The organism is Pseudomonas sp. NPDC079086, from assembly GCF_044542155.1.
GTDB lineage: Bacteria > Pseudomonadota > Gammaproteobacteria > Pseudomonadales > Pseudomonadaceae > Aquipseudomonas.
Window position 1 is genome coordinate 651,365 of the sequence record NZ_JBITTY010000001.1, and the last position, 22,777, is coordinate 674,141.

Here is a 22,777-nt window from a genome sequence, read left to right on the forward strand (position 1 = left end):
CATAACATTATGGCCTGCCATCCATGGCGGCCCACCCTCCGGGCCGTCGCTACGCGGAGTTGACGTCGGTCAATGCAGACGATTGGATAACGGCACTTTTACGCCCATGCGGGCATCATCCAGGCATTCAATTGCGGAAGACTCTGAAAATGGCCATGCGTATCCAGTTCAACCGTCACGGCGGCCCGGACGTTCTCGAATACAGCGACTACACCCCCGCAGCCCTTGGTCCGAATGAAGTGCGGGTGCAGAACCAGGCGATTGGCCTGAATTTTATCGACACCTATTTCCGCAGCGGCCTGTATGCACCGCCGGCGCTGCCATCCAGCCTGGGTACCGAGGGTGCGGGCATCGTCGAGGCGGTGGGTACTGCGGTGAGCGGTTTTCAGGTGGGCGACCGCGTGGCCTATGCCACCGGGCCGCTGGGCGCGTATAGCGAGCTGCACGTACTGCCAGCCGAGAAGTTGGTGAAATTGCCGGATGCGATCAGCTTCGAGCAAGCGGCCGCCGTCATGCTCAAGGGCCTGACGGTGCAGTACCTGCTGCGCCAAACGTTCCTGCTGCAAGGTGGCGAAACCATTCTGTTTCATGCCGCTGCCGGCGGGGTTGGCTCCTTCGCCTGCCAGTGGGCCAGGGCACTTGGGGTCAAGTTGATTGGCACAGTAAGCTCCGCCGAAAAAGCCGCACGGGCCAAAGAGCAGGGCGCCTGGGCGACCATCGACTACAGCCATGAGAACGTTGCCCAGCGCGTGCTGGAACTGACCGACGGCAAGAAGTGCCCGGTGGTCTACGACGGCGTCGGCAAGGACACCTGGGAAACCTCGCTGGATTGCGTGGCGCCGCGCGGCCTGCTGGTCAGTTTCGGTAATGCCTCAGGAGCCGTCAGCGGGGTAAACCTGGGCATCCTCGCACAGAAAGGCTCGCTGTTCGTCACTCGCCCAACCCTGGCCGGCTATGCCGATACGCCCTCCCGGCTGCAAAGCATGGCCGACGAGCTGTTCAGCATGATCGCCAGCGGCCAACTGCAGGTGGAGATCAGCAACCGCTATGCGCTCAAGGACGCCGCGCTGGCACAAACGGCCCTGAGCGCGCGGCAGACCACCGGTTCGAGCATCCTGCTGCCGTAGGAAGTTGGGCTGTGGTCAGGACGCCCTGACCACATCACCGCTGATCAGATCGCGGATCAGGCTGGGGTTCTTGCGGCCGCCCAAAGCCCCACCCAGCACCGCATCCAACTGACCAGGGAAATACTGCTCGACACGCAAACGACTGCGTGCTGACAGGCGGCCTGCCGGATTAGCCGAGGTCGACACCAGCGGCCCGGTCAGGCGGCAGAGCGCACGCACCTGTGGATGATCGCTGACGCGCAGGGCCACGCTGTCGTGCTGACCGCTGATCCACTCGGGCAAACGATTCTGGTGCGGCACCAGCCAGGTGTTCGGGCCTGGCCAGCTGCCGGCCAGGCGCGCCAGCCAGATTTCCGGTAGGTCTTCGAGTAGAAAGTCGAACTGCTCGATATCGGCGGCCACCAGAATCAGTCCCTTGTGCACCGGACGATCCTTCAGCGCGAGCAAACGCTCCACCGCCTCGTCATTCCAGGGATCACAACCCAGCCCCCATACTGCTTCGGTCGGATAAGCAATCACTCCACCATTGCGCACCACACGTGCGGCCTGCTGTATCTGCCAGTTGCTGACCATTCACTGCTCTCCGCTAAACACTTGAGGGGCAGTGTATCCAAGCCAAGACCCCGTTCAAGGTGTGCGCCCCACCCAACGGCCATTTTCGCAGGCCACCCGACCGTCAAGTTCCAGCTCGGTCAGGGCTGCCAAGACCTCGGCCAGTGGCAAACCACTGGCCGCCACCAACGCCTCGCTGCTGTGCGGTGCGGCATGCAACAAGGCCAGCAATGGATGACTGGGTAGCTCAGGCTTAGGCGCGGCATTAGAGGGTGGCTGCGCCTGCCAGCCGCGCAAGGCCTGCAGAATATCTTCGATACTTTCCACTAGCGTCGCCCCTTCACGGATCAGCTGATGACAGCCGCGCGCACCGGGATGGTGAATCGAACCGGGAATCGCATAGACCTCACGTCCCTGTTCGGCGGCCAGACGTGCAGTGATTAGAGAACCGCTGGAGGGGCTGGCTTCCACCACCAGCACGCCAACTGATAGACCGCTGATGATGCGATTACGCCGGGGAAAGTTGCTCGCCTGAGGCGGGCAATCCAGCGGCAACTCGGAAACCAGCGCACCGCCCTGGGCGACGATATCCGCAGCGAGTTTCTTGTGCCGCGCCGGATATAAACACTGCAAGCCCGTACCCAGCACGGCCACCGTCTTACCGCCGGCATCCAGTGCACCCTGATGGGCCGCACCATCGATACCCAAGGCCAGGCCACTGGTAATCACAAAGCCGCCACCGGCCAGGCTGCGAGCAAAACTCTGCGCCGTATCCAAGCCCGGCCGCGATGCACGTCGACTGCCAACCATGGCCAACTGCGGCTGCTCCAGTAGTGTCGGATCACCGTCAATAAATAGCAGTGGCGGTGCATCCACCAGCTCGGCCAGTAAACCCGGATAAATTACCTCGTCCCACATCAGCAAGTGGTGAGTATCAGCGTCCAACCAGGCCAGACTTTGCGCGGCGCGCTCACGCACTTCGGCACTACGCCGCGCGTCACTGCACGCCCGCGGCAAACCCAGCGAGCGCCATGCGCTGCCCGGTGCGCTGAGGGCGGCAGAAGCACTGTCGAAGGCACTGAGGAGTTTGCGAAAGCGTCGGGGGCCCAACTCCGGCAAGCAGTGCAAGCGCAGACGGGCTTCCAATTCCGCTGGAGAGACGGGAGGAGAAATAGCAGAAGGTTGCGACATCCGAATCATCCTTGACCGGTCGCGCCGCATGGGCGGCATGGGTGGCGGCCAGAAATGACGCGCCATAAAAAAGCCCCGCATTCGCGGGGCTTTTCGGTGTTACGGGTTACGCACTTTGTCCATGATGGCCAGCGAGCGAGAAGCCCCCAGCACCAGTCCATAGCTGAGCTTGTCATAGGTGCGAAACACCATCAGCAAGCCCGACCGCTCGTCCGGAATCTTCACCGATTCACCGGTGACACGATCACGTACGGTTTCACCGGTCTTGTAGATCGCCAGCACGTTGCCTTCAGTCAGGCCGTCACGTGCGCCCTTGTTGATAGTGACCACGTCGAACTGACCAATCTGGGTCACACCGCGCGGCACATCGAGGATCACGCCCTTGATCTCTCCAGTCGGCTCACTCGGCATAAAGGTCGAATTGATCGCACGCTCTTCAGTGGCGAACAGACGGTCACCAAGACGTACTTCCTGAGTCGAACGACTCAGCAACATGGTGCCGACATCGCCTTCTTCGGCAACGATCTCACCCGAGCCAATGTCGTCGGCGTTGATCCCAAGGAATTCCTTGGTCTCCGGATCCATGTAGGTTTTGCCCTGACGGAAGATGCCGTAAGCCGGCGCCGACTCATCGAAGCTACCACGGGCATAGACACGATCACCGGAGCCACTGATAACGCGCTCGGCATTGCCTGCAACGATGTATGGCGCACCTTGGAACTGCTCAGGGGTATCAACGATGCGGTTGCTCAGCAGGAAGCTGTTGATCGCCTCCAGCGGAATCGCCGGAATGGCTTCAGCCATCGGCGTGCTGCGTACCTGCGGCGAGAGCTTGATGGTGCCGCGCGACTCGCCACGGTTAAGCATCAGGCGTGGCTGGCCATCGATATACACCAGGCTGAGTTGGTCGCCCGGATAGATCAGATGGGGGTTTTCCACCTGTGGATTGGCATGCCAGATTTCTGGCCACTTCCACGGCTGGCTAAGAAATTTGCCGGAGATATCCCAGAGGGTATCGCCCTTGACCACGGTATAACGGTCTGGGTGACCGTCCTTGAGTTGCACGGCGGCCTGGGCCAAGCCACTTGCCGCAACTAGCAGCAGGGCGAGTAGTGATTTCCTCATGCGGTGAATCCCTTTATTATGTGTCTTCACGTGGAGCGCCCTAGCGCCGCGACAAAACCCAGTCGTGCTGCGGCGTGAAGCCGTTTTTCAATGCTGCTCATCATCTTAGCAGCGGATTTTGACTTTATTCCACAAGTGCATCACAAACGCATATGGCAATCCTGAATATCCTCGAATTTCCCGATCCGCGCCTGCGCACCATTGCTAAGCCGGTGGACGTGGTTGATGACGCCTTGCGTCAGCTGATCGATGACATGTTTGAAACCATGTACGACGCACCGGGCATCGGTCTGGCGGCGACGCAGGTCAACGTGCATAAGCGTCTGGTAGTGATGGATCTGTCCGAGGACAAGTCCGAGCCACGGGTGTTTATTAATCCCGAGTTCGAACCGCTGACTGAAGAAGTGGACCAATATCAGGAAGGTTGCCTGTCAGTACCGGGCTTCTACGAGAACGTCGATCGCCCGCAAAAGGTCAAGATCAAGGCGCTGGACCGCGATGGCCAGCCCTATGAGCTGATCGCCGAAGGCCTGCTGGCCGTGTGCATTCAGCACGAATGCGACCACCTTAACGGCAAGCTGTTTGTCGATTACCTGTCTAATCTCAAACGCGACCGCATCAAGAAGAAGCTGGAAAAGCAACATCGCCAGCAAGCTTGAGCCACACCTTCCAAAGGCTTGCTACGGCAAGCCTTTTTCTTTCTAGCAGTGAGAACCCATGTCTGAGTCTTTGCGTATTGTCTTTGCCGGCACCCCGGAATTCGCCGCCGAACACCTCAAGGCCTTGCTCGACACGCCGCACCAGATCATTGCCGTATACAGCCAGCCGGATCGCCCGGCCGGTCGTGGCCAGAAACTCACACCCAGCCCGGTCAAGCAGCTTGCCCTGCAGCACGATATCCCCGTGTACCAGCCGCAGACACTACGTGATCCCGCCGCCCAGGCCGAACTGGCAGCGCTCAAGCCCGACCTGATGGTGGTGGTGGCTTACGGCCTGATCCTGCCGCAGGTGGTGCTGGATATCCCGCGTCTGGGCTGCATCAATAGCCATGCCTCGTTACTCCCGCGCTGGCGCGGTGCCGCGCCGATTCAGCGCGCGGTCGAAGCCGGCGATGCCGAGTCCGGCGTCACCGTGATGCAAATGGAAGCCGGCCTGGATACCGGGCCGATGCTGCTCAAGGTCAGCACGCCGATTGCTGTCGGAGATACCGGTGGCAGCCTGCACGACCGCCTCGCCACACTCGGCCCACAGGCAGTCATTGCAGCCATTAGCGGCCTGGCCGCCAGCAATCTGGTTGGTGAGGTACAAGACGACAGCCTGGCCACCTACGCACACAAGCTGAACAAGGATGAGGCACGCCTCGACTGGGGTCGTCCGGCCATTGAGCTAGAGCGCCTGGTGCGGGCCTTCAACCCCTGGCCGATCTGCCACAGCACGCTAAATGGCGAAGCTATCAAGATGCACGCAACAGAGCTGGGCGAGGGCAGTGGTGCCCCAGGCACAATCCTGGCGGCCGACAAAACCGGCCTAACCGTGGCCTGCGGCGAAGGCGCATTGCGTCTGACCCGCCTGCAATTGCCCGGCGGCAAGGCGCTGAACTTCAGTGACCTGTACAACAGTCGCCGAGGGCAATTCGCCGTGGGCCTGGTGCTCGGCCAATGAACCCGCGTCTCGCTGCTGCTCGCGCCCTGGCCGTCGTCCTCAATGGTAAAGCCTCGCTGGGCAGTAGCCTGCCACCGCTGCTGGATAAGGTCGAACAGCGCGACCGTGGCCTGGCTCAGGACCTCGCCTTCGGTACAGCCCGCTGGCAACCGCGCCTGGCGCTGATTGCCGACAAGCTGCTGCAAAAACCCTTTAAGGCCGCCGACCGTGATGTTGAGGCGCTGCTGCTGATCGGTCTGTACCAGCTGTTTTACACCCGTATCCCGGCGCATGCCGCCATCGGTGAAACAGTGGCCTGCGTCGATAAGCTGAAGAAGCCGTCGCTCAAAGGCCTGCTAAATGCCGTGCTGCGCAATGCCCAGCGCGACGGAGAGAGCATTATCGCCAGCCTGGAGCGCGACCCGGTGCTGCATACCGCCCACCCACGCTGGCTGCAGAAAGCCCTGAAAGCCCAGTGGCCGGAACAGTGGGAAGCCATCTGCGCGGCCAATAACGCCCACCCGCCGCTGATTCTGCGGGTCAATCGCCGACTCAGCACACGGGACGACTATCTGGCCGAGCTACGCCGGGTCGGCTTTGAAGCCGAGCCCTGCGTCTTCAGCTGCGACGGCATCCGCCTGCTGCAGGCCTGTGATGTCACCACCCTGCCGGGTTTTGCCGAAGGCCGCGTCAGTGTGCAGGACGAAGCCGCGCAACTGGCCGCCGAACTGCTTGATCTCGCGCCCGGCCAACGCGTGCTGGACGCCTGCGCCGCGCCGGGCGGCAAGACCTGCCACCTGCTGGAAGCGCAACCCGATCTGGCCGGCGTAGTCGCGGTGGATCTGGAAGAAAAGCGCCTGGTACGCGTGCGTGAAAACCTCAAACGCCTGGGCCTGCACGCCGAATTAATCGCCGCCGATGGCCGTGATCTGGCCGCCTGGTGGGACGGCAAGCCGTTCCAGCGCATTCTGCTCGACGCCCCCTGCTCGGCCACCGGGGTGATTCGCCGTCACCCGGACATCAAACTGACCCGCACCGCCGATGACATCCCCGCACTGGCAAAGCTGCAGGGCGAACTGTTGGATAGCCTGTGGCAGACCCTGGAAGTCGGCGGCATCCTGCTCTACGCCACCTGCTCGGTGATGCCAGCGGAGAACAGCGAGAATATCGCCGCCTTCCTGGCGCGCACTCCGGGCGCCCGCGAACTGGATATTGCCGGTGCGTTCGGCCATAAAACCGCTCACGGTCGCCAGCTATTCCCGCAAGTCCACGGTCACGACGGCTTCTACTATGCCAAGCTGATGAAAATCGCTGCCGCCCCACGCGGCTGAGGAACAGACTGCATGAAGATCATCATTCTCGGTGCAGGCCAGGTTGGCGGCACCCTAGCCGAACACCTGGCTAGCGAAGCCAACGACATCACCGTGGTCGACACCGACGGCGAACGCCTGCGTGATCTGGGCGACCGCCTGGATATCCGCACCGTACAGGGCCGTGGCTCCTTCCCCACGGTACTGCGCCAGGCCGGTGCGGACGATGCCGACATGCTGGTGGCGGTGACCAACAGTGATGAAATCAACATGATCGCCTGCCAGGTCGCCTACAGCCTGTTCCACACCCCAACCAAGATTGCCCGGGTGCGTGAAGCGGCCTACCTGACCCGCAGCGGCCTGTTCAGCAACGAGTCAATCCCGGTCGACGTGCTGATCAGCCCCGAGCAGGTGGTGACCAACTACATCAAGCGCCTGATCGAATACCCCGGCGCCTTGCAGGTGATCGACTTCGCCGATGGCAAGGCCCAGCTGGTGGCGGTCAAGGCCTACTACGGCGGCCCGCTGGTTGGTCAGCAGCTGCGTCAGCTGCGCGAGCACATGCCGAATGTCGACACCCGGGTTGCGGCGATCTTCCGCCGCAACCGGGCGATCATGCCGCAAGGCGACACCGTGATCGAAGCCGATGACGAAGTGTTCTTTATCGCCGCCAAGGCGCATATCCGCGCAGTGATGAGCGAAATGCGCCGCATGGAAGACAGCTACAAGAAGGTGGTTATCGCCGGCGGCGGGCATATCGGTGAGCGTCTGGCTGAAGCCATCGAAAGCCGCTACCAGGTGAAAATCATCGAGATGAACCCGGCCCGTTGCCGCTATCTCTCGGAAACCCTCGACAGCACCATCGTGCTGCAAGGCAGCGCCTCGGACCGGGATCTGCTGGTGGAAGAAAACATCAGCGACGCCGATATCTTCCTCGCGCTGACCAACGACGACGAGGCCAATATCATGTCGTCATTGCTGGCCAAGCGCCTCGGCGCGCGCAAGGTAATGACCATCATCAATAACCCGGCCTACGTTGATTTGGTCCAGGGCGGCGAAATCGACATCGCCATCAGCCCGCAGATGGCCACCATCGGTACCCTGCTGACCCACGTACGGCGGGGCGATATTGAAAGCGTGCACAGCTTGCGCCGTGGCGCTGCCGAAGCCATCGAAGCGATTGCCCATGGCGACTCCAAGTCGAGCAAGGTGGTCGGCCGCGCTATTGCCGATATCGCCCTGCCGCCGGGCACCACCATCGGCGCGATCATCCGCAACGAAGAAGTGCTGATCGCCCATGACAACACGGTGATCGAGACGGGCGACCATGTAATCCTGTTTCTGGTCGACAAGAAATACATCCGCGATGCCGAGCGCTTGTTCCAAGTCGGCCTGACCTTCTTCTAGGAATCGCACATGAGCACTGAAGCCCTGGAAAAGATGCTGGCCAAGGGTATGGACAACGCCCTGCTGCGCTTCGGCCTGGGTAAGGGCTATCTGGATGCCGCCGAGTTCGCTCTGGCGGCGGAGCATTTGCAGCGTTGCGTTGAGTTCGATGCGCAGTATTCAGCAGCCTGGAAGCTGCTCGGCCAGGCGCTGAACAAACAGGGACTGCACGACGGGGCACGCGCAGCCTGGACGCAGGGCTTGCGGGTAACAGAAGAGAAGGGCGACAAGCAGGCTGGCAAGGAAATCAGCGTGTTTCTCAAGCGCCTGGAGAAGCAGGCTCAGTAGCTCAGGAAAAATCGCCTGGGTTATTCCTCGGTTTTTACAAAGCGCAGGCCGACACCCAGGGCTTCAACGCGTACCACTTCGAGCTTGAGAATCGGCGCCTCCATCGGCAAACCCTGCACCTGACCCTGCACCTGCTCACCCATGCTGAGCATATTCTGGGCCTGGTCCATCAGCACATAGACGCCGCATTCAGAGATATCCCGAGTGGTAACCAACAGCTCGCCGTGCACCGGATGATCGATACGTAGGCGTACCTTTAGGGGGGTGCGGACATTCTTTCGATTACTGCTCATGCGCCGTCCGTCAGATTGAGTTTCTCCAGCCTAGTCGAGAGCAGGCACCGCCTGCAACTCAGACCCATTCAATACCACTTGGCCTCGCCGGCAGGACGCTTCTTGAAGCGCTTCATGCTCCACATGTACTGGCTCGGGTAGGCGCGTACATAGCGCTCGATAACCGAACTCATCGCCGCAACGGCAGTTGCCGTATCGGTGCTGTACATCTCATCCGGCGCAGCCTCAAAGATGACCTTGAACCCAGAGCCGTCCGCCAGGCGCAAGGCATGCAGAAATACACCGCAGGCCTTTCCACCGCTCAACATACCGGCAACGAACTTGCTGGTCAGCGCTTCGGTGGCCAGAAAAGGCACAAAGACACCGGACGTCATGCTCGGCTCAGGATCGGCCGGAATACCCACCACACCGCCTTTGCGCACTTCCTTGATCACACTGAGGATGCCTTCCTTGGTCGACGGCGCAACACGGTTACCCAATTGCGCACGCTGCCTGCGCAGCAGATCATCCACCGCCTTGAGCTTGGGCGGACGGAAGAAGACGATCGGTTTGCACTGCGCGCAATAGAAGTGATTGAGCACTTCCCAGTTGCCCAGGTGGCTGGTGATGCCGACCACGCCCTTACCACTGGCCAATGCCTGCTGCAGGACTTCCAGACCTTCGACTTCACGCACCAGGCCAATGGATTTCTGCGCCGGCCAGATCCAGGCACAGGCGCTTTCGGTCAGGGTTTTACCGATATCCATCAATGAATCGCGCAATAGACGCTGATGCTCGGTTTCGTCCAGTTCAGGAAAGCACTTGCGCAGGTTGATGCTGGCAACTTCACGCGAGCTGTTCGGCAGCTTCCACATTAACCAGCCAATCGCAGCGCCCAAGGCCTGCACGGCGCGCCACGGCAACAAGGCAAACAAACGCAGAAAGCCCACCGCCAGGGCACCTTTGAGCTTTTCCACAGGCAACTCCAGCCGATCAAAAGGCGCTTATTGTAACCACCCGAGCTAGTGAGTGGTCAGTTGCGCGTAACGGTCACAGTCGCTGGTGTGGTCCATGACCATGCCGGCGGCCTGCATATAGGCATAACAGATGGTCGGGCCGACAAAGGTGAAGCCGGCTTTTTTCAGCGCCTTGCTCATCGCCTCGGCTTCAGCGGTTACTGCCGGCACCTGGCTCCGCTCGCTGAAGTGATTGATCTTTGGCGCGCCGCCAACAAACGACCAGAGCAGCGTCACTGGATCTTCTAGCTTTAGCCAGGCCTGAGCGTTCTTGCGCACAGCCTTGAGCTTGAGGCGGTTGCGGATGATGCCGGGGTCCTGCATCAGGGTGTCTTCGATGTATTCGTCTGTGAGCACCGCCAATCGCTGCACATCAAAGCCGAACAACACCTCGCGGTAACGCTCGCGCTTCTTCAGCACGGTGATCCACGACAAGCCGGCCTGAAAAGCCTCAAGCAGCAGCAACTCGAACAGCACCTTGGGGTCGCGTTGCGGCACGCCCCATTCCTTATCGTGGTAGGCCTGATAAAGCGGATCGTCAGTGCACCAGAAACAGCGTGGCATGCGGGTTTTCCTGAGCTTCGGTATACTCGCGGACTTTCTGAAGCCGCCAAAGTACGGGTGAAATTTGTGAGCCAGACTACGCCTGCCGTGCGCACCTTCCAAGACTTGATCCTCGCCCTGCAACAGTACTGGGCCGAGCAGGGCTGTGTGGTGTTGCAGCCCTACGATATGGAAGTTGGTGCGGGCACCTTCCACACTGCCACGTTTCTCCGGGCCATTGGTCCAGAGACCTGGAACGCCGCCTACGTACAGCCTTCCCGTCGTCCGGCTGACGGCCGTTATGGCGAGAACCCCAACCGCCTGCAGCACTACTACCAGTTCCAGGTGGTTCTCAAGCCGAACCCGGAAAACTTCCAGGAGCTGTACCTCGGCTCGCTGAAAGCCATCGGCATTGATCCACTGGTCCACGATATCCGCTTCGTCGAAGACAACTGGGAATCGCCGACCCTCGGCGCCTGGGGTCTGGGCTGGGAAATCTGGCTGAACGGCATGGAAGTCACTCAGTTCACCTACTTCCAGCAAGTCGGCGGCATTGAGTGCTACCCGGTGACCGGCGAGATCACCTACGGCCTGGAACGTCTGGCCATGTACATCCAGGGTGTCGATTCGGTGTACGACCTGGTGTGGACCGACGGCCAGTTCGGCAAGGTTACTTATGGCGACGTGTTCCATCAGAACGAGGTGGAGCAGTCGACTTACAACTTCGAGCACGCCAACGTCGAGAAGCTGTTCGAACTGTTCGATTTCTATGAGTCGGAAGCTAATCGCCTGATCGAGTTGGAGCTGCCGCTGCCAACCTACGAGATGGTGCTCAAGGCCTCGCACACCTTCAACCTGCTGGATGCACGCCGGGCCATCTCGGTGACTGCGCGTCAGCAATACATTCTGCGTGTGCGCGCCCTGGCCCGTTCGGTGGCGCAGAGCTACCTGCAAGCGCGACGTAAACTCGGCTTCCCGCTCGCCGCCCCCGACCTGCGTGATGAAGTATTGGCCAAGCTGGAGGCAGCAGAATGAGTGCGCGTGATTTCCTGGTAGAACTGGGCACCGAAGAGCTGCCACCTAAAGCCCTGAAAACGCTCGTTGAGGCCTTCCTCGCCGGCATCGAAAAAGGTCTGAAAGCCGCTGGCCTGTCTTACAGTGCCAGCCGCTATTACGCCGCACCGCGGCGCCTGGCCGTGTTGATCGAGCAGCTTGAAGAACAGCAAGCCGATCGCACCCAGAACCTTGACGGCCCGCCCGTGCAGGCGGCATTCGATAAGGACGGCAACCCGACTCAAGCGGCGCTGGGCTTCGCCAAGAAGTGTGGCGTTGAACTGAGCCAGATCGACCAGAGCGGCCCCAAGCTGAAATTTAGCCAGAGCATTCCGGGCCAAGCGGCTGCCGGTCTGCTGCCGGGCATCGTGGAAACCTCGCTGAACGAGCTGCCGATTCCCAAGCGCATGCGCTGGGGAGCACGTAAAACCGAATTCGTGCGCCCAACTCAGTGGCTAGTGATGTTGTTTGGCGATGACGTGATCGACTGCGAAATCCTCGCCCAGCAAGCTGGTCGAGTGTCCCGCGGCCATCGCTTCCACGCCAATCACGAGGTGCGCATCAGCGCGCCGGCCAATTATGCCGAAGACTTGCGCAGCGCCTATGTGATCGCCGACTTCAATGAGCGCCGCGCGCAAATCGCCGCGCGCGTCGACCAGCTGGCGGCCGAGCAACAGGGCACCGCCATTGTGCCGCCGGTGCTGCTCGATGAAGTCAGTGCGCTGGTCGAGTGGCCGGTGCCGCTGGTGTGCTCCTTCGAGGAACGCTTCCTCGACGTGCCGCAGGAAGCATTGATCATCACCATGCAGGACAATCAGAAATACTTCTGCCTGCTGGATGCCAATGGCAAGCTGTTGCCGCGCTTTATCACTGTAGCCAACGTCGAATCCAAGGACCCGGCACAGATCATTTCCGGCAACGAGAAAGTGGTACGTCCACGCCTGACCGACGCAGAGTTCTTCTTCAAGCAGGACAAAAAGCAGAAGCTGGAAAGCTTCAACCAGCGCCTGGCCAACGTAGTGTTCCAGGCTCAGCTCGGTTCGGTCTATGACAAAGCGCAGCGCGTGTCTGCTCTAGCTGGCTTTATTGCTCAGCGCATAGGCGGCGACGCTACCCGCGCGGAACGTGCCGGCCTGCTGTGCAAGTGCGACCTGGCCAGTGAGATGGTCGGCGAATTCCCGGAAATGCAGGGCATCGCCGGTTACTACTACGCCAAACACGATGGCGAAGCCGAAGACGTCGCCCTAGCGCTGAATGAGCAGTACATGCCGCGCGGTGCCGGCGCCGAGCTGCCAAGCACCCTCACCGGTGCCGCCGTGGCCCTGGCCGACAAGCTGGATACCCTGGTCGGCATCTTCGGCATCGGCATGCTCCCCACCGGCAGCAAGGACCCCTACGCCCTTCGCCGTGCCGCCCTCGGCGTGTTGCGCATTCTGATCGAGAAGCAGCTGGATCTGGACCTGGTTGAAGCCGTCAGCTTCGCCATTGGCCAGTTCGCCGACAAGATCAAGGCCGATGGTCTGGCTCCACAGGTGCAGGACTTTATCTTCGACCGCCTGCGCGCTCGTTACGAGGACGAAGGTGTCGAAGTGGCGGTGTACCAGGCCGTGCGTGCGGTCAGCCCGACTTCTCCGCTGGACTTCGATCAGCGCGTGCAGGCCGTGCAGGCGTTCCGTGCATTGCCACAGGCCGCCGCTCTGGCTGCTGCGAACAAGCGCGTGTCCAATCTGCTAAGCAAGGCCGAAGGTCAGGTCGCAGCGAGCGTCGAAGCGCATCACTTCGACAATCCCAGCGAGTTCGCCCTGAACGCCGCCATCCAGCAGGCCGAGCATGCAGTACGGCCGCTGGCTGAGGCGCGTCAGTACAACCTGGCGCTGAGCCAGTTGGCTAACCTGCGTGAGCCGGTGGATGCCTTCTTCGAAGCCGTACTGGTCAACGCTGAAGACCCTGCCGTGCGCGCCAACCGCTATGCGCTGCTGGCCAAGCTGCGTGGCCTGTTCCTCGGCGTAGCTGATATCTCGGTACTCGGCTAACGCCTGCCGCGAGTCCGATGGGCTACGCGCAGCCCATCTTCACCTTTACCGACTGACGGCCATCACCGTCAGCCGGTTACGGATTACCGCATGAAACTGCTGATTCTCGACCGCGACGGCGTGATCAATTACGACTCCGACGCCTATATCAAAAACCTCGCCGAATGGGTGCCGCTACCCGGTGCCATCGAAGCCATCGCGCGCCTGTCGCAGGCAGGCTGGACCGTCGCAGTGGCAACCAATCAGTCCGGGGTCGCCCGCGGCTATTACGACCTGGCCACGCTGGAAGCCATGCACGCGCGCCTGCGTGATTTGGTGGCGGCTCATGGCGGTGAGCTAGGCCTGATCGTGCACTGCATCCATGGCCCTGATGAAGGCTGCGCCTGCCGCAAACCGAAACCCGGCATGCTCGAGCAAATTGCTGCGTACTATGGCGTAGCACTCAAGGGTGTCTGGTTTGTCGGTGACAGCAGCAGTGACCTGACAGCGGCCGGCGCCGTCGACTGTCAGCCAGTTTTAGTAAAGACCGGCAAGGGTGAACGCACCCTGGCGAAAGGATTGCCAGCGGGCACCCTGGTATTCGATGATCTGGCGGCGGTTGCCGCTCAGCTTCTCCACTTATAAAGCAGGCGCTGCCTGCGACGGTAAGAGCTCCCATGTCGACAGTGCAGACCCTCAGAACCTTCCTCTTCTACCTGCTGCTGGCTTCCAGCTCGTTCTTCTGGTGCACCCTCAGCGTCTTCGTCGCGCCCTTTCTGCCATTCCGTGCACGCTATCGCTTTGTCGTACAGAATTGGTGCCGCTGCGCCACCTGGCTGGCCAAAGTGGTGGTAGGCATCAACTACGAGATCAAGGGCCTGGAGAACATCCCCAATAAGCCCTGCGTGATTCTCGCCAAACACCAGAGCACCTGGGAAACCTTCTTCCTCTGCGGCTACTTCGAACCTCTGAGCCAGGTGGTCAAACGCGAGCTGCTGTATGTGCCGTTCTTCGGCTGGGCGATGGCCATGCTCAAGCCCATCGCGATTGACCGCAGCAACCCCAAGGCGGCCCTCAAGCAACTGGCCAAACTCGGCCACAAACGCCTGAGGCAGGGCGCCTGGGTGCTGGTTTTTCCGGAAGGCACACGTATTCCACCAGGCCAGATCGGAAAATTCAGCCGTGGCGGGGCATCCCTCGCGGTGAATGCCAACCTGCCGGTACTGCCGATTGCCCACAACGCTGGTGAGTTCTGGCCCAAGCAGGGCTGGCGCAAAACACCTGGCACCGTCCAAGTGATTATCGGCCCACCGATGTATGCCGAAGGCACAGGCCCGCGCGCCATCGCCGAACTGAACGATCGCGCCTTTGCCTGGGTCAGCCAAGCACAACGCGATATCGGCTCACTGGATGCCCTGAGCCAACCGCTGGAATCCCAGGAGCCGGCCTAAAGCAATTGTGGATAACCTGTGCGCGAAATACCGGCAGAGTGCCATTAAGCCTTTCAAGATAATGATTCATAAGTAATTTTCATGAGGGTCTGGCTTACCGCATTTCGTGCATAAGTTTTTCCAGCGCAATCTCCAGCCGGCTTAATGCCGGCTTTTTTATCGATCAAATCTGCATGCCTGCAATAGGCATCCACACGCCTGCGATGTTCCACGTGGAACAAAAAAGCCCCTGCTGAAGGTTAATCAGTAGGGGCTTTTTATGTAGAGGCCAGAACGCGTTCTAACCTCCTCCTGGCGGTTTAGAAGTCCAGGTTGGACACAGCCAGGGCGTTGGTCTCAATGAAGTCCCTACGCGGTTCTACGGCGTCACCCATCAGGGTGTTGAAGATCTGATCGGCAGCAATCGCGTCTTCAATACGCACCTTGAGCATGCGGCGTACTTCTGGGTCCATGGTGGTTTCCCACAGTTGATCCGGGTTCATCTCGCCCAGACCTTTATAGCGCTGGATGCTATGGCGTTTGGTACTTTCTGCCATCAGCCAGGCCAAGGCGTCCTTGAAGGTTGTTACCGCCTTCTTGCGCTCACCACGCTGCACAAAGGCACCTTCTTCAAGCAGGCTGTTGAGCTGATCGCCCAAGGTGGTAACAGTCTTGTAGTCGTTACTGGCGAAGAAGTCGCGGTTGAAGATGATGTAGCTGGAAACCCCATGGGATACCAGTTCAACCTGCGGCAACCAGATGTGACGCTCCTGGTCTTCGTGCAGGCTGGTTTTGTACACCAGGCCGGACTTCTCCATCCCCTTGAGGCGCGCATCGAGCAGGCCCAACCATTGCTGCATGGCATCTTTATCGGCCAGTTGCTCGGCTTCAACGCGCGGGATGTAGACGAAGTGTTCGGTGAGCTCCAGCGGGTACAGACGCGACAAACGGTTGAGGGTCTTCATCACCAGGCGGTAATCGTTGACCAGACGCTCCAGCGACTCACCAGACAGTCCTGGCGCGCTTTCGTTAACGTGCAGGCTGGCATCTTCCAGGGCCGACTGGGTCATGTATTCATCCATGGCCTCGTCGTCCTTGATGTACTGCTCCTGCTTGCCCTTCTTGACCTTGTACAGCGGCGGTTGGGCGATATAGATATAGCCTCGCTCAACCAGCTCCGGCAACTGACGGAAGAAGAAGGTTAGCAGCAGGGTACGGATGTGCGAACCGTCGACGTCGGCGTCGGTCATGATGATGATGTTGTGGTAACGCAGCTTGTCGATGTTGTACTCATCGCGGCCGATACCACAGCCTAGGGCGGTGATCAGGGTGCCGACTTCCTGAGAGGAAATCATCTTGTCGAAGCGGGCTTTCTCAACGTTGAGAATCTTACCCTTAAGCGGCAGGATCGCTTGGGTCTTGCGGTTACGGCCCTGTTTAGCAGAACCGCCCGCGGAGTCCCCTTCCACAATATAGAGTTCGGAAAGGGCAGGGTCTTTCTCCTGACAGTCAGCCAGTTTGCCCGGCAGACCGGCGATATCCAGCGCGCCTTTACGACGAGTCATTTCACGGGCTTTACGCGCCGCTTCACGAGCACGCGCAGCATCGATCATTTTGCCAACCACGAGCTTGGCTTCGTTGGGGTTTTCCAACAGGAAGTCAGAGAAGTATTTGCCCATTTCTTGCTCGACTGCAGTTTTGACTTCACTGGAAACCAGCTTGTCTTTGGTCTGCGAGCTGAACTTAGGGTCCGGTACTTTTACTGAAATAATCGCCGTTAGGCCTTCACGGGCATCATCGCCGGTGGTGGCAATTTTGTGCTTCTTGGCCAGACCTTCCTGCTCGATATAGGCATTCAGGTTACGCGTCAGCGCCGAGCGGAAACCGGCAAGGTGGGTACCACCGTCGCGCTGAGGAATGTTGTTGGTAAAGCACAACAAGTTCTCATTGAAGCTGTCGTTCCACTGCAGAGCAACTTCAACGCCGATGCCATCTTCACGTTGAATGGTGAAGTGGAACACCTGATTGACTGCGGTCTTGTTGTGGTTGAGGTATTCAACGAAAGCACGCAGGCCGCCTTCGTACTTGAACAGCTCTTCCTTACCGCTGCGCTCATCCTTGAGCATGATGCCCACGCCAGAGTTGAGGAACGATAATTCGCGCAGACGCTTGGCCAAGATGTCCCAGCTGAAATGGATATTGGCGAAGGTATCTTCGGACGGTTTGAAGTGGATCTGCGTACCGGTGACATCACTGTCGCCAACTGCCGCGATCGGTGCCTGAGGCACGCCATGCACGTAGGTCTGTTCCCAGATCTTGCCGCTGCGGCGGATGGTCAGAATCAGTTCCTTGGAAAGGGCGTTAACCACGGACACACCCACGCCGTGCAGACCACCAGAAACCTTGTAGCTGTTGTCGTCGAACTTACCGCCTGCGTGCAGCACGGTCATGATCACTTCAGCAGCCGAAACGCCTTCTTCCTTGTGCATATCGACCGGGATACCACGGCCGTTATCGCGCACGCTGATCGACTCATCCGGGTGGATGGTGATGGTAATTTCGCTGCAATGCCCAGCCAACGCCTCGTCAATCGAGTTGTCGACCACCTCGAACACCATGTGGTGCAGACCGCTGCCATCGTCGGTATCGCCGATGTACATACCAGGCCGCTTGCGTACGGCATCCAGGCCCTTGAGGACCTTAATGTTATTGGAGTCGTACGTTTGGTTTTCGCTCATGCCTTCACTCCCGGTGGTCGTGGGTCTGGGTAATGCCACCATGTTCCACGTGGAACATGGCAACTGGCGTATCCGTGCGCCAGCCTTCCCTCAACAATTCATGGTCTACACAGGTGATAAACACCTGGCAGTGCAAGTCTTCCAACAATCGGCACAACGCACGGCGGTGCTGTTCATCCAGTTCTGACGGCAAGTCATCCACCAGATAGATGCATTGGCCATGCTTGGCCTGATTTACTAAATGGCCCTGCGCAATACGCAAAGCACACACAACTAATTTTTGCTGACCGCGCGAAAGTATCTCGGCGGCATTGTGCGCCCCCAACCGGAGCCTTAAATCGGCACGTTGTGGACCTGCCTGGGTATGGCCCAATTGCTGATCGCGTGAGAGGGTAGAGGCAAGCACCGCATTAAGCTCACGCTCTTTATCCCAACCACGGTAGTAACTGAGGGTCAAACCTTGTAGCTCAACCAGCTCATTCAGGGTGCGCTCGAAAACCGGTTTCAGGGCCTGGATATAGGCACGCCGATAACCGTCTATTTCGTCGCTGGCCAGGCACAACTCACGGTCCCAGGCCGCCTGTGAAGCGGCGTCAAGTGTACCATGCCGCAGCCATGAGTTCCGCTGACGCAGGGCCTTCTGCAGGCGCTGCCAAGCCGGCAGAAAGCGAGGTTCCACGTGGAACACTCCCCAATCGAGGAACTGCCTACGAATCTTCGGCGCGCCTTCGAGCAAGCGGAAGCTATCGGGGTTGATCAACTGCAGCGGTAAGGTCTCTGCCAGCTGTGCAGCACTGCGGGCATTCTGCCCGTCGATACGAATTTGAAACTCGCCCTGACGATCCCGCGAAATACCCAGATTGCTTTGCCGACCATCCGACATCTGCACCTGACCGAAAATCGTGCAGGCGAGCTGATCGTACTGAATGACCGGAAGCAGGCGAGTGCTGCGAAAGGAGCGAGCCAGCCCCAGCAGATGAATGGCTTCAAGCAGGCTGGTTTTGCCGCTGCCATTGTCGCCGGAAAGGATATTGATACGCGGGGAAGGGGAGAGGGTCACCGGGTGCAGGTTACGCACCGCGGTGACGGTAAAACGAGTAAGGGACATTCAGCGGTTACAGACGCATCGGCATAACGACATAAGAGGAGTCGTCGTTGTCAGCTTCCTGCACCAGGGCACTGCTGTTGGCATCGGAGAGAATCAGACGCACCTGGTCAGTGGTCATAACGCTCAGCACATCAAGCAGGTAGCTGACGTTGAAACCGATTTCCAACGCACTGCCGTTGTAGTCCACGGCAATCTCTTCTTCGGCTTCTTCCTGCTCTGGATTGTTGGCCTGAATTTTCAGCAGACCGGATTCCAGTTGCAGGCGAATACCGCGGTACTTCTCGTTGGATAGAATCGCGGTACGACTGAAGGCTTCACGCAGGCCCTGGCGATCAGCAACCACCAGCTTGTCGCCACCACGCGGCAGCACACGCTCATAGTCAGGAAATTTGCCGTCTACCAGTTTCGAGGTGAAGGTGAATTCACCAGTGGTCGCGCGAATATGGTGCTGACCGAGAACGATGCTGACGCTGCCATCCTGTTCGGTAAGCAGACGAGCCAGTTCGAGAATACCTTTGCGCGGCACGATGACCTGATGACGTTCAACCTGCTCGATCGCCGCTTCCATCGAACACATGGCCAGACGGTGACCGTCGGTGGCAACCGCACGAAGAATGCCGGTCTGTACTTCCAGCAACATACCGTTGAGGTAATAACGCACGTCCTGCTGGGCCATGGCAAAGCTGGTGCGCTCGATCAAACGGCGCAGTCTGCTTTGTACCAGGCTAAAGGTCAGCGAACCTGGGCCTTCTTCAACAGTCGGGAAATCATTGGCGGGCAGGGTGGACAGACTGAAGCGGCTGCGGCCAGCTTTGACCAGCAGCTTCTGCTCGTCGATACGGATATCGATCAGTGCATCAGACGGCAGGCTTTTGCAGATGTCCATCAGCTTGCGTGCCGGCACGGTAATCTCACCGGGCTGCGCAGGCTCTTCCAGGGTGACGCGACCGACCAGCTCGACTTCCAGGTCGGTACCGGTCAGCGACAGTTGCTGGCCTTCGACCACCAGCAGCACGTTAGAGAGAACCGGCAAGGTCTGACGGCGTTCCACGACGCCGGCGACCAGTTGCAGAGGTTTCAACAAGGCTTCGCGTTGAATGGTGAAATGCATGGTCTAGTCCCTTGCCTAGTGGAGTTGCGTATTTAGGTAGTCAGCGTACGCAGCAAATTCTTGTAGTCCTCGCGGATGTCCGCGTCGGATTCCTTAAGTTCAGCAATCTTACGGCATGCATGCAATACCGTTGTGTGATCGCGGCCGCCGAAGGCATCACCAATTTCCGGCAGGCTGTGGTTAGTCAGCTCTTTCGACAAAGCCATGGCCACCTGGCGAGGGCGCGCGACTGAGCGCGAGCGGCGCTTGGACAGCAGATCAGAAATCTTGATCTTGTAGTACTCGGCGACCGTGCGCTGAATATTGTCGATACTGACCAGTTTGTCCTGCAGGGCTAACAGGTCCTTGAGCGATTCGCGAATCAGCTCGATGGTAATGTCCCGGCCCATGAAGTGCGAGTGGGCAATAACGCGCTTCAGTGCGCCTTCAAGCTCACGCACGTTGGAGCGGATGCGCTGGGCAATAAAGAAGGCCGCATCGTGCGGAAGGTCGACTTTGGCCTGGTCGGCCTTCTTCATCAGAATCGCTACGCGGGTTTCCAATTCAGGCGGCTCAACGGCTACCGTCAGGCCCCAACCGAAACGCGACTTGAGACGCTCTTCCAACCCTTCGATTTCTTTCGGGTAACGGTCGCTGGTGAGAATCACCTGCTGGCCACCTTCGAGCAGTGCGTTGAAGGTGTGGAAGAACTCTTCCTGCGAACGCTCTTTTTTGGCGAAGAATTGAATGTCATCGATCAGCAGTGCATCCACCGAACGGTAGAAGCGTTTGAACTCATTGATCGCATTCAGCTGCAAGGCCTTGACCATATCCGCGACGAAACGCTCGGAATGCAGGTACACCACCTTGGCATTCGGGTTCTTCGCCAGCAGGTGGTTACCCACCGCATGCATCAAGTGAGTCTTACCCAGGCCCACGCCACCATAAAGGAACAGCGGGTTGTAACCGTGCTTGGGATTGTCAGCCACCTGCCAGGCCGCTGCGCGGGCCAGCTGGTTGGATTTACCTTCAACAAAGTTATCAAAGGTAAAAGTGCGATTCAGGTAACTGGTGTGCTTCAGCCCACCTTCGACCTGCACCGTCCGCTCAGTGCGCGCTGGCGCCTGCTGACTGGCAGCCCCGGCCATGGGATCGAAGCTCGCACGCGAGGGTTCTGCCTGTGCAGGACTGGCGCTTGCTGTCACAACTGGATTGGAGGCTGGCGTACTTAGCGTAGCTGACGGCGTACTGACCACCGCCGCACGAGGAGCCGAACTGCGTTTACTGCCTATTAATAAGGAGAGTGCAGGTACCAGACCGTTGGTCCGTTCGGTGAGTAGCTCAAGCAAACGGCTGAGGTACTTTTCATTGACCCAGTCGAGGACAAAACGATTCGGCGCATAGACGCGGAGTTCGTCGCCTTCGGCTTCGACCTGCAGTGGACGGATCCAGGTGTTGAATTGCTGAGCAGGCAGCTCATCGCGCAGAAGCTCGACGCACTGCTGCCAAAGTTCCACAGACACGGACATCCCCTAAATCGCAAGGCGCGAGGCAAAAAACAGCCGTCATTGTAGCCGCCGATGCTTGAGTTATCCACATGTAAGCTTGCTTATGCGCAAGTAAAATCAACGTGTTATTAACGTTAGGGCCTTATAACGCAAGACGGACAAAGGCTGTGGATAACCGCTCATAAGCTAATGGGATAACCCAGGGTAAAACCCGGTGGAAAACCCTGCTGTGGGTAAAATGGCATTCCATCCTCAGCTTGTGGACTGCTTCCACACAGTTGCAGCACGTCTTTTCGACAGACTTACCCTTGGCTGAAAAGCTCTAAGCTGTTGGCCTACAAGCACTTATGCACAGATCGATGACTAGCTAATAGCTACTAACATTACTAAACATCTTTAAATATTCTCTTCTTTATATTTCTTTATTCAGGAAAAGCCTGGTTGGAAATTGACCTGACCCTCGGGTTTCTCTAGAATTGCCGGTCTCTTAAAACGGGGGCCATTCCGGCCCGTAGTCGACCACCCAGGTACCGCACCATGAAACGTACTTTCCAACCCAGCACTATCAAACGCGCTCGCACCCACGGTTTCCGTGCTCGTATGGCCACCAAGAACGGCCGTGCTGTCCTGTCGCGTCGCCGCGCCAAGGGCCGTAAGCGTCTCGCCGTCTAAATTTCGGTCTTGTGGTGAGTCGAGACTTCAGTCGGGAAAAGCGTCTGCTAACCCCCCGACAATTCAAGGCAGTCTTCGACTCCCCTAGCGGCAAAGCTCCGGGCAAAAATGTCCTGCTGCTGGCGCGCAACAACGAACTTGATCACCCCCGTCTGGGATTGGTGATCGGCAAGAAGAGCGTCAAGCTCTCTGTTGAGCGCAATCGCCTGAAACGCCAGATCCGCGAATCGTTCCGTCTCAATCAGGACAACCTGGTGGGATGGGACATCGTGGTGGTGGCGCGCAAAGGCCTTGGTGATTTAGAAAACGTCGAACTGGCTCGCCAGTTTGGCAAACTCTGGAAGCGCCTCGAGCGCAGTAAGCCGAGCCCGGAAGCCATCGCAACACCTGGGGTGAACGACAGTCCCCATGCGTAAACTGGTTTTGTTACCCATCCAGTTCTACCGCTACGCCATCAGCCCCTTGATGGCCAGCCACTGTCGTTTCTACCCAAGCTGTTCTTGCTACGCGCTTGAAGCCATTGAACATCATGGCGTCATGCGCGGTGGCTGGCTGACCCTGCGTCGGCTTGGCCGCTGTCACCCGTGGAATCCCGGTGGCTACGACCCGGTTCCCTGCGCGAAAACCTCCCGTTCCTCTTCGATGGCCGAATAAT

The 22,777-nt window shown here is 59.1% G+C and carries 23 protein-coding genes; 13 read left to right on the forward strand and 10 right to left on the reverse strand.

Annotation, left to right across the window (positions count from 1 at the left end; translation table 11 throughout):
* The first annotated feature begins 149 nt into the window (after positions 1-149).
* Positions 150-1,127, forward strand: coding sequence for an NADPH:quinone reductase (locus tag ACIGEK_RS03170; RefSeq protein WP_397491920.1), 978 nt, complete (start codon positions 150-152; stop codon positions 1,125-1,127).
* Between the two features lie 15 nt (positions 1,128-1,142).
* Here ACIGEK_RS03170 and ACIGEK_RS03175 read toward each other — a convergent pair whose 3' ends face one another.
* The 3 genes from ACIGEK_RS03175 to ACIGEK_RS03185 form a co-directional block, all read right to left on the reverse strand.
* Complete coding sequence (locus tag ACIGEK_RS03175) at positions 1,143-1,700, reverse strand: L-threonylcarbamoyladenylate synthase (protein ID WP_397491921.1); 558 nt, start codon at positions 1,698-1,700, stop codon at positions 1,143-1,145.
* Positions 1,701-1,754: 54 nt separating this feature from the next.
* On the reverse strand, positions 1,755-2,870 hold the full coding sequence (gene dprA, locus ACIGEK_RS03180; RefSeq protein ID WP_397491922.1) for a DNA-processing protein DprA: 1,116 nt from the start codon (positions 2,868-2,870) through the stop codon (positions 1,755-1,757).
* Between the two features lie 99 nt (positions 2,871-2,969).
* Positions 2,970-3,995 carry a LysM peptidoglycan-binding domain-containing protein gene (locus ACIGEK_RS03185; protein WP_397491923.1) on the reverse strand — a complete coding sequence of 342 codons (1,026 nt, stop codon included), beginning with the start codon at positions 3,993-3,995 and terminating at the stop codon, positions 2,970-2,972.
* A gap of 152 nt (positions 3,996-4,147) precedes the next feature.
* Here ACIGEK_RS03185 and def point away from each other — a divergent pair, with 152 nt between their 5' ends.
* Genes def through ACIGEK_RS03210 form a run of 5 tightly spaced genes read left to right on the forward strand, consistent with a single transcriptional unit; the run spans position 4,148 to position 8,680 of the window.
* Positions 4,148-4,654 (forward strand): peptide deformylase, encoded by a 507-nt coding sequence (def, locus tag ACIGEK_RS03190; RefSeq protein ID WP_397491924.1) that lies wholly within the window; start codon positions 4,148-4,150, stop codon positions 4,652-4,654.
* Between the two features lie 58 nt (positions 4,655-4,712).
* Positions 4,713-5,657, forward strand: coding sequence for a methionyl-tRNA formyltransferase (fmt, locus tag ACIGEK_RS03195; protein ID WP_397491925.1), 945 nt, complete (start codon positions 4,713-4,715; stop codon positions 5,655-5,657).
* Positions 5,654-6,967: a 16S rRNA (cytosine(967)-C(5))-methyltransferase RsmB gene (gene rsmB / locus ACIGEK_RS03200; protein ID WP_397491926.1), complete on the forward strand. Its 1,314-nt coding sequence runs from the start codon at positions 5,654-5,656 to the stop codon at positions 6,965-6,967. Before fmt ends, rsmB begins: the two co-directional genes overlap by 4 nt.
* A gap of 12 nt (positions 6,968-6,979) precedes the next feature.
* Positions 6,980-8,353 (forward strand): Trk system potassium transporter TrkA, encoded by a 1,374-nt coding sequence (trkA, locus tag ACIGEK_RS03205; RefSeq protein ID WP_397491927.1) that lies wholly within the window; start codon positions 6,980-6,982, stop codon positions 8,351-8,353.
* A gap of 9 nt (positions 8,354-8,362) precedes the next feature.
* Positions 8,363-8,680 carry a hypothetical protein gene (locus ACIGEK_RS03210; RefSeq protein ID WP_397491928.1) on the forward strand — a complete coding sequence of 106 codons (318 nt, stop codon included), beginning with the start codon at positions 8,363-8,365 and terminating at the stop codon, positions 8,678-8,680.
* A 20-nt stretch (positions 8,681-8,700) separates the two neighbouring features.
* On the opposite strand, the gene ACIGEK_RS03215 is transcribed toward ACIGEK_RS03210, so the two are convergent.
* The 3 genes from ACIGEK_RS03215 to ACIGEK_RS03225 all read right to left on the reverse strand — a co-directional run bounded on the left by ACIGEK_RS03215 (position 8,701) and on the right by ACIGEK_RS03225 (position 10,532).
* Positions 8,701-8,973 carry a PilZ domain-containing protein gene (locus tag ACIGEK_RS03215; RefSeq protein WP_397491929.1) on the reverse strand — a complete coding sequence of 91 codons (273 nt, stop codon included), beginning with the start codon at positions 8,971-8,973 and terminating at the stop codon, positions 8,701-8,703.
* Between the two features lie 68 nt (positions 8,974-9,041).
* Positions 9,042-9,929 carry a lysophospholipid acyltransferase gene (locus tag ACIGEK_RS03220; RefSeq protein WP_397491930.1) on the reverse strand — a complete coding sequence of 296 codons (888 nt, stop codon included), beginning with the start codon at positions 9,927-9,929 and terminating at the stop codon, positions 9,042-9,044.
* A 45-nt stretch (positions 9,930-9,974) separates the two neighbouring features.
* The gene (locus ACIGEK_RS03225) at positions 9,975-10,532 is read right to left on the reverse strand and encodes a DNA-3-methyladenine glycosylase I (RefSeq protein WP_397491931.1); all 558 of its coding nucleotides are present in this window, start codon (positions 10,530-10,532) and stop codon (positions 9,975-9,977) included.
* 66 nt (positions 10,533-10,598) lie between these two features.
* Between ACIGEK_RS03225 and glyQ the strand changes: the two genes are divergently transcribed.
* The 4 genes from glyQ to ACIGEK_RS03245 all read left to right on the forward strand — a co-directional run bounded on the left by glyQ (position 10,599) and on the right by ACIGEK_RS03245 (position 15,027).
* Positions 10,599-11,546: a glycine--tRNA ligase subunit alpha gene (gene glyQ, locus ACIGEK_RS03230; RefSeq protein WP_275960017.1), complete on the forward strand. Its 948-nt coding sequence runs from the start codon at positions 10,599-10,601 to the stop codon at positions 11,544-11,546.
* Positions 11,543-13,597, forward strand: a complete 2,055-nt coding sequence (gene glyS, locus ACIGEK_RS03235; RefSeq protein ID WP_397491932.1) for a glycine--tRNA ligase subunit beta — start codon at positions 11,543-11,545, stop codon at positions 13,595-13,597. The genes glyQ and glyS overlap by 4 nt, the downstream gene beginning before the upstream one ends.
* A gap of 90 nt (positions 13,598-13,687) precedes the next feature.
* A complete protein-coding gene (gene gmhB / locus ACIGEK_RS03240; protein WP_397491933.1) occupies positions 13,688-14,221 on the forward strand; it encodes a D-glycero-beta-D-manno-heptose 1,7-bisphosphate 7-phosphatase in 534 nt (177 codons plus the stop codon).
* A gap of 32 nt (positions 14,222-14,253) precedes the next feature.
* Positions 14,254-15,027, forward strand: coding sequence for a lysophospholipid acyltransferase family protein (locus tag ACIGEK_RS03245; protein WP_397491934.1), 774 nt, complete (start codon positions 14,254-14,256; stop codon positions 15,025-15,027).
* Positions 15,028-15,326: 299 nt separating this feature from the next.
* Here the strand turns inward: ACIGEK_RS03245 and gyrB are convergent, their stop codons facing one another.
* Genes gyrB through dnaA form a run of 4 tightly spaced genes read right to left on the reverse strand, consistent with a single transcriptional unit; the run spans position 15,327 to position 21,465 of the window.
* Entirely contained in the window at positions 15,327-17,744 is a 2,418-nt protein-coding gene (gene gyrB / locus ACIGEK_RS03250; RefSeq protein ID WP_397491935.1) for a DNA topoisomerase (ATP-hydrolyzing) subunit B, read from the reverse strand.
* Between the two features lie 4 nt (positions 17,745-17,748).
* Complete coding sequence (recF, locus tag ACIGEK_RS03255; protein WP_397491936.1) at positions 17,749-18,852, reverse strand: DNA replication/repair protein RecF; 1,104 nt, start codon at positions 18,850-18,852, stop codon at positions 17,749-17,751.
* Positions 18,853-18,859: 7 nt separating this feature from the next.
* Positions 18,860-19,963: a DNA polymerase III subunit beta gene (gene dnaN, locus ACIGEK_RS03260; protein WP_233683079.1), complete on the reverse strand. Its 1,104-nt coding sequence runs from the start codon at positions 19,961-19,963 to the stop codon at positions 18,860-18,862.
* A 32-nt stretch (positions 19,964-19,995) separates the two neighbouring features.
* Positions 19,996-21,465, reverse strand: a complete 1,470-nt coding sequence (dnaA, locus tag ACIGEK_RS03265) for a chromosomal replication initiator protein DnaA (RefSeq protein ID WP_397491937.1) — start codon at positions 21,463-21,465, stop codon at positions 19,996-19,998.
* A 522-nt stretch (positions 21,466-21,987) separates the two neighbouring features.
* On the opposite strand from dnaA, the gene rpmH reads away from it, so the two are divergent.
* From rpmH to yidD, 3 genes are read left to right on the forward strand one after another with little or no spacing between them, the layout of a single operon-like run.
* Entirely contained in the window at positions 21,988-22,122 is a 135-nt protein-coding gene (rpmH, locus tag ACIGEK_RS03270) for a 50S ribosomal protein L34 (protein WP_002551315.1), read from the forward strand.
* Positions 22,123-22,133: 11 nt separating this feature from the next.
* Positions 22,134-22,538 (forward strand): ribonuclease P protein component, encoded by a 405-nt coding sequence (gene rnpA, locus ACIGEK_RS03275; RefSeq protein WP_397491938.1) that lies wholly within the window; start codon positions 22,134-22,136, stop codon positions 22,536-22,538.
* Positions 22,531-22,776 (forward strand): membrane protein insertion efficiency factor YidD, encoded by a 246-nt coding sequence (yidD, locus tag ACIGEK_RS03280; RefSeq protein ID WP_275960026.1) that lies wholly within the window; start codon positions 22,531-22,533, stop codon positions 22,774-22,776. Before rnpA ends, yidD begins: the two co-directional genes overlap by 8 nt.
* Position 22,777: the final 1 nt, after the last annotated feature.